At 70.9% G+C, this 6,700-nt stretch carries 4 protein-coding genes; 1 reads left to right on the top strand and 3 read right to left on the bottom strand.

Features of this window, described 5'->3' with window-relative positions; all coding sequences use genetic code 11:
• Positions 1–2,566: non-ribosomal peptide synthetase (locus tag DPV74_RS37750; protein WP_119339036.1), on the bottom strand; the 2,566-nt coding region annotated here is incomplete at its 3' end.
• 272 nt (positions 2,567–2,838) lie between these two features.
• Between DPV74_RS37750 and DPV74_RS37745 the strand changes: the two genes are divergently transcribed.
• Positions 2,839–4,584 carry a cyclic peptide export ABC transporter gene (locus DPV74_RS37745; RefSeq protein ID WP_060205557.1) on the top strand — a complete coding sequence of 582 codons (1,746 nt, stop codon included), beginning with the start codon at positions 2,839–2,841 and terminating at the stop codon, positions 4,582–4,584.
• Positions 4,585–4,761: 177 nt separating this feature from the next.
• Here the strand turns inward: DPV74_RS37745 and DPV74_RS37740 are convergent, their stop codons facing one another.
• Together DPV74_RS37740 and fhuF are read right to left on the bottom strand one after the other, a co-directional pair.
• Positions 4,762–5,802 (bottom strand): ABC transporter substrate-binding protein, encoded by a 1,041-nt coding sequence (locus DPV74_RS37740; protein WP_060084847.1) that lies wholly within the window; start codon positions 5,800–5,802, stop codon positions 4,762–4,764.
• Positions 5,799–6,599 carry a siderophore-iron reductase FhuF gene (fhuF, locus tag DPV74_RS37735; protein WP_119339035.1) on the bottom strand — a complete coding sequence of 267 codons (801 nt, stop codon included), beginning with the start codon at positions 6,597–6,599 and terminating at the stop codon, positions 5,799–5,801. Before fhuF ends, DPV74_RS37740 begins: the two co-directional genes overlap by 4 nt.
• Between the last annotated feature and the right edge of the window lie 101 nt (positions 6,600–6,700).

The following is a 6,700-nucleotide window of genomic DNA, read 5'->3' as shown; positions in this document are numbered from 1 at the left end:
ACACGCGCGCGCCTTGCAGCGTGCGCGCCGCGCCCGGCTGGCGGTCGACCGGCAGCGCGAGCGGGCCCGGCACGTCGCGCAATGCCTCGCGCCAGTAATCGAGCTGACGTTCACCCTCGCCGCCGGCCAGCATGTCGCGTTGCCAGTCCGCATAGTCGGCGTACTGGATCGGCAGATCGGGCAGCGACGGCGCGCTGCCTTCCGCATATGCGCGATAGGCGGCCGACAGTTCGTCGAACGCGCAGCGCGAGCTCCAGCCGTCGGTGATGGCGTGATGGGCGGTCAGCAGCAGGCGGTGACGGTCGCCCGCGAGCGCGACCAGCATCGCGCGCAGCAGCGGGCCGCGCGCGAGGTCGAACGGTTCGGCCGCCTCGCGCTCGGCAAGACGCGCGGTTTGCGCGTCGCGGGCGGCGGGCGGCTGGTCGCGCAGGTCGACGTCGGCGATCGACACCGGCAGGTGCGCATGAATCCGCTGCATCACCACGCCGTCGTCGTTGTCGACGAGCGTCGTGCGCCATGCCTCGTGCCGGCCGATCACGTGATCGAGCGCGCGTTGCAGCGCGTCGCGATCGAGCGTGCCGTCGATCGTCCAGTGCGCGGCGATGTGATAGGCGGCGCTCGCGTCACGCGTTTGCGCGAGCACCCAGAAACGTTGCTGCGCGAGCGAGGCGGCGCGATCGACGTACGGCGCGCACGCCGCGGCGGCATCGGCCGCATCCGTCGTCAAACGGCGCGCGGCGATCGCGGCCAGCGGTTCGCCGGTTTCGCGTTCCGCACGATCGACCGCTTCGGCCAGTTCCGCGAGCGCCGGATCGGCAAACAGCGTATCGAGCCGCAGGTTCACGCGTACCGCGGCACGGATCGCGGCCTGCAACTGCATCGCGGCGAGCGAATCGGCGCCCAGCGCGAAAAAGCGGTCGTCGCGCGACGGTGCGGCATCGAGGCCGAGCAGCGTCTGCCAGAGGCCGGCGAGCTGCTGTTCGGTCGGCGTGCGCGGTGCGTCGCCGCCACCCTGCGTCGTATCGCGCGCGGCGGCAATCTTTTCGCGCAGCGCGGCACGGTCGATCTTGCCGTTCAACGTATACGGCAGCGCATCGCAACGCACGAACCGGTGCGGCTGCCATGCGGCCGGCAGTTGCTCGGCCACGTGCGCCTTGAGCGCCGCATCGTCGGCCGCCGCGCGCAGTGCGACGCACGCGATCAGGCGCGTCGGCCCGTTGCCGGTTTCGGCGACCACGGCAGCGTCGGCCACGGCCGGATGCGAGCGCAGGCATGCGGCGATTTCGGCCGGCTCCACGCGCACGCCGCGTACCTGGACCTGGTCGTCGAGGCGGCCGAGATAGTCGAATGCGCCGTCGTCGCGCAGCCGTGCGAGGTCGCCGGTACGGTACACGCGCGCACCGGGTTCGCCGTCGGCATCCGGAATGAAACGTTCGGCCGTTAGCGCCGGGCGGCCGTGATAGCCGCGCGCGACGCAGACGCCGCCCAGCAGCAATTCGCCCACGCCGTCGCCCTCGCCACCCTCACCACCGTCAACGCGCGCGACGCGCGGGCCGATCACGCGGCCGATCGGCAACGACGCATACGCATCGTCGGCGGCCAGCGCGGGCGTCTCGCCCGGTTCGACCGGCCACAGCATCGGCGAAATCACGGCCTCGGTTGGCCCGTAACCGTTGATCAGGCGTACCGACGGGAAGGTGCGGCGCACGAATTCGAATGCCTGCTGCGGCAGCGCTTCGCCGCCGAACGCGAGCACGCGTAGCGCCGGCGGCACGCCGTCGCGCGCGGCCACCGCGGCGAATTCGCGCAGGTACGCAGGCGGGAACGCCGCCACGTTGACCGCTTCGCTCACCATCAGCGCATGCGCGGCATCCGGCGCGAACGGCTGCGGCGGTGCGACGACGATGCTCGCGCCGGTCGCGAGCGGCGCGAGCCAGCACTCGTGCGCGGCGTCGAAATTGACCGACGCGAAATGCAGCAGGCGGTCGCCGGCCTCGATCGGCAGCGCGGCCGCGAGCGCGTCGCAGTGCGCGGCGAGCGGCCCGTGCTCGACGACGACCGCCTTCGGCGTGCCGGTCGAACCCGACGTGTAGATCATGTAGGCAGCCGCACGCGGGTGGACGGGCGCCGCCTCGTCGTCCTCAGCGACCTCCCGGCCGTCCGCCGCATCGACTGCCGCGTCGAACGCGTACTCGAACGGCGCGCCGAGCGCCGCGCGGCCGGCCGCGTCGACGATGCCGTGCCGCAGCTGGGCATCCCGGACGATCCAGTCGAGGCGCGCGGCCGGATGGCGCGGGTCGAGCGGCACGAACACGCCGCCCGCCTTCAGCACGGCCAGCAGCGCGACGAACAGTTCGCACGAACGCTCGACGCACACGCCCACCCGCACTTCCGCGCCGACACCGGCCGCGCGCAGTTGCCGGGCCAGCCGCGACGCCCGCGCGTCGAGCGCGCCGCGCGACAGGCGCAAGTCGTTCTGGAAAGGTGCCGCGATTGCGGGTGCGTCGGGCGCGATGCGCGCCAGTTCGCGGATTCGGTGATGCAGCGCAGTCGGGAAACTCGTCATGTGCGTGAAGTCCTTCGGTCCGGCCGCTTCGGCCAAGTCTCGGGGCCGCTTGGGGCGGCTTCACTGGTGTGACGAACGGCGCGGCCGATTTTTTACCGTTTTGTGCGCAAAGTGCGGGCGGACGCTTTTTTTGAACGCGCGGCTAAATATTTGCGCGGCCCGTTCGTCTATCAGGGAGGAAAGCCGCAACGGGGCCCCGCCTCGCCCGCCGCTTTCGCGCCAGTTTTGCCGTTCTGGCGTTTTCGCCTGCCTTCCCTTTACCGACGTTGCCGATGACCGCTGCCCACGAGCCTTCTTCCCCGCCGTCCCTCGACGCCTCCCCCGCCCGCCCCGCGGCGCGGCTGATCCTCGCGCTGCTGCGCGAAAGCCGCGCGTCGCTCGCGCTGGCGCTCACCGCGTGCGTGCTGAACGGCGTCGCGAGCGTGCTGCTCGTCGCGACGCTGAACCGCGCGCTGTCGCAGCCGGGCGCGGCCGACGCGTCGCTCGCGTGGCGCTTCGCGCTGTGCGCGGTGATCGCGCTCGTCACCCGGATCGTGTCGGGCACGCTGTTCGCGCGCCTGTCGCAGGACACGATGGCGCGGCTGCGCGTGCATCTCGCGCGGCGCGTCGGCGCGGCCGAGCTGCGCGACATCGAGCGGATCGGCGCGGCGCCCGTGCAGTCGGTGCTGACCGACGACGCGACCAACGTGTCGATGCTGTTCTTCGCGCTGCCGAACCTGGTCATGCACGGCTCGATCGTGTTCGGCTGCCTCGGTTATCTCGCGTGGCTGTCGTGGCCGGTGTGCCTGTTGGCGCTGGCCGCGATCGTCGCCGGCTCGCTCGGCTATCACACCGGCGACCGCCGCGCGATCGCGTCGCTCGAAGCGGCCGGCCAGGCGCAGGACCGCCTGTTCGGCTATCTCGGCTCGCTGTTTTCCGGCGCGAAGGAGCTGAAGCTGCACGATGAACGCGCAAGACAGTTCGTCGACGGCCAGCTCGGCGCCGCGATCGGCGAAGTGCGCGACCACCGCCGCCGCGCGTTCAGCGCGTACGCGGTCGGCGTCGGCTGGATCATCTTCCTGTTCTATGCGTTCCTCGGCGTCGCGTCGTTCTGGCCGCAGCTCGGCGTGCATGCCGATCCGGCCGCGGCCGCCGGCTACGTCGTCGTGTTCCTGTTCATGCTCGTGCCGCTCGACGGGCTGCTGAACAACCTGCCGACCGTCAACGCGGCACGCGTGTCGCTCACGCGGATCGAAGGCGTGATGGCCGAATTCGGCGCGCTGCGCACGGTGCCGCCCGCGGCCGACGCACCCGACGTGCCGCCGGCCGGCGCCGTCACGCTGCGCGGTGTCACGCATGCGTACTTCCACGAACGCGACGAACGGATGTTCAGCGTCGGGCCGATCGACCTGACGATCAGGCCGGGCGAGCTCGTGTTCATCGTCGGCGGCAACGGCAGCGGCAAGACGACGCTCGCGAAGGTGCTGACGGGGCTTTACGAACCGGAGGAAGGCACGATCGAGGTCGACGGCCGCCCGATCGGCTGGCGCGAGCGCGCCGCCTATCGGCAGCGCTTCAGCGCGGTGTTCAACGATTTCCACCTGTTCGACGCGCTGCTCGGCATCGTCGACCCCGACGATCCGTCCCGCGCGCAGGCCGATGCGCGCGCGAACGCGCTCGTCGCGAAGCTCGCGCTCGATCACAAGGTAAAGGTGGTCGACGGCGCGTTCTCGACCCGCGCGCTGTCGACCGGGCAGCGCAAGCGGCTCGCCCTCGTCGTCGCGTACCTGGAGGACCGGCCGTTCTACCTGTTCGACGAATGGGCGGCCGACCAGGATCCGTCGTTCAAGGCCGTGTTCTACGAACAACTGCTGCCCGAGCTGCGCGCGCGCGGCAAGGCCGTGATCGTGATCACGCACGACGACCGCTACTTCGATCTCGCCGACCGTTTGCTGAAGCTCGACAACGGACGCATCGTCAGCGACACGATGCCCGCGCGGTCACGCGCGCAGGATGGCGTCGACGCGCTGAGCGCGTAATCCGGCAGTCGATGAAAAAATCGCCGGTGGGCTGCAATGGCAGCGCACTGGCGAAATTCGTTTCAGAAGGAAATGTGGGTGGCGCGCGGCGCGATCGTCGCGACACTCCGGCCGTTCAGCGCGAGTCGGGTCTACCGCCACACCCTGCCCGCCCGGGCGGCATCGACCGCCGCACACTCAACGCACGGCCGGCAGTTTCAGCATCGTGTCGGTCATCACGTCGGCCAGTTTCAGCGCCGACATCGGTCCGCCGAACCCCCAGATATTGCGTTCGATCAGCGCGATCCGGCGTTCCTTCATCGCGGGAACGAAACGCCACACCGGCGAATCGAGTTTCGCGGACAGCGGCACGTCCATGCCCGATGCGGTCACGAACAGCACGGCCAGCTCGCGCTGCCTGAGCAGATCGGCCGACGTCACGTACAGCGTGCCTTCCCGCGTCGGTTTCTTCGGCCACGGATCGAGCCCGAGCGCCCGCGCGAGGCCCGCCGACGTGCTGTTGCCCGTATAGGCCCAGTAGCGGTCGGGCAAGCCGAGATCCTGCAGCAGCGCGATGCGCTCGCCTTTCCTGCCCGCGGCCGCGAGCCGCGCCGCATTGCGCGCGATGCCCGCATCGAGCTGCGCATCGACCGCCTGCGCGCGCGCGTCGCGCCCCGTGACCGCACCGATCGTCCGGAAGATCTGCCGCATCCAGTCGAGCTGCGTCACCGGCACGCCGCCGTCCGACACGTTCGGGCTGAACTGGAACAGGATCGTCGGCGCGATCCGGTCGAGCGCATCGAAAATCGGCGCATGACGGAAGCCGACGCCGATGATCAGGTCGGGCTTGACCGCCGCAATCGCCTCGAGGCCCGGCTCCTGGCGCGAACCGATGTCGGTCACGTTTGCGAGCCGGTCGCTTTGATAACCGAGCCAGCCCGGATAGAACGCCGTATCGGCCATCCCGACCGGCACGATGTCGAGCGCGATCACGCTTTCCGCGAACATGAAATCGAGCGCGACCACGCGCTGCGGCCGCACCGGCATCGTCGCGCTCGCCTGCGACACGACGGGATTGCCGGCCAGCGATACCGCACCCGGCGCGCCCTGCGCGCGATGTGCATCGAGGGCCGCGGCAACGGCGCCGGACGAGGCCGACAGCGCGCCGCAACACGCGGCGCCGAGCGCCGCGAGTGCGCCGATTGCGCCAAGTGCGTGCCGGCGGCCGGCATTCGTCACCGGATCGCGTCCTGCTCGGCCAGCGCCGCGTCGTCCATCGTCAGTAGCAGGGGGCAGCTTCCACACAGTTGCGTTTCTCCAGGAATTTCATAGCGCAGGCAGCACACGCGTCGCGCGCGGAACGGCGTGGGCAGCAGCGCCGAACGCGGCACCGCATCGCGCACGGGCATGCGCAACGGATTCGGTTCGCACGCAAAGCACGTCGCACCGAACAGCCAGCCGGCGTCGCGCACCGGATCGGCCACGTATGGCAGCGCACGATACGTATCGAGCAGATAGTCGAGCAGGTTGCCCGCGTTGCTCCACAGCACGCGCGGCGTGACGCGCCCCATCGCCGCGAGCAGGTCGATCACCGCGCCGAGATGCGCGACGAGCCCCGCGTAGCGTGGCGCCGGGTCGTCGCAGGGTTCGCCGAGCGCATCGTGCGTGAAGTACAGCGCGGCGGGCATCCCGTCGTCGAGCGCGACGAACGTGCGCTCGGGTGTCATGTCGAGCGGCCGGCCGAGCGTCAGCGCGGCGACGACGCCGGCCGGCGCCGCGCGGCCGAAATAGTATTTGCTCCATTGCGACATCAGCGCGCGCGCGTGCTGCGCCGGATCGCCGCCGTAATGGCGGACCATCGCGTCGAGCACGATGTCGCGGTGCGCGGGCAACGCGCTGACCGGCACGACGAGGCGGCCCGGCGCGTGCGCGTCGTCGGGCAAACCGAGCCAGACGACGTCGAGATGGTCGGCGAACGGTTCGGGCGCGAACGCCGAGAAACGCGTGGCGCGCGCGCCGTCGAGCGGCAGCGTCATCGCCCCGCGCGCCGGGCGCGGCGCCCCTCGAGGATCAGGAGCCCGAGCAGGTACGGCGCGCCGATCAGCGCGGTCAGCACGCCGGCCGGCACTTCGCGCGG

It is taken from the genome of Burkholderia sp. HAN2018, assembly GCF_024704855.1.
Lineage (GTDB): Bacteria > Pseudomonadota > Gammaproteobacteria > Burkholderiales > Burkholderiaceae > Burkholderia > Burkholderia cepacia.
The sequence above is the reverse complement of the archived record's forward strand: the minus strand, read 5'-3'. Positions and strand labels throughout refer to the sequence as shown.

Excerpts from the sequence above, each read along its gene's own strand:
- DPV74_RS37745 (WP_060205557.1), top strand. The coding sequence starts at position 2,839 with ATGACCGCTGCCCACGAGCCTTCTTCCCCGCCGTCCCTCGACGCCTCC.
- fhuF (WP_119339035.1), bottom strand. The coding sequence starts at position 6,599 with ATGACGCTGCCGCTCGACGGCGCGCGCGCCACGCGTTTCTCGGCGTTC.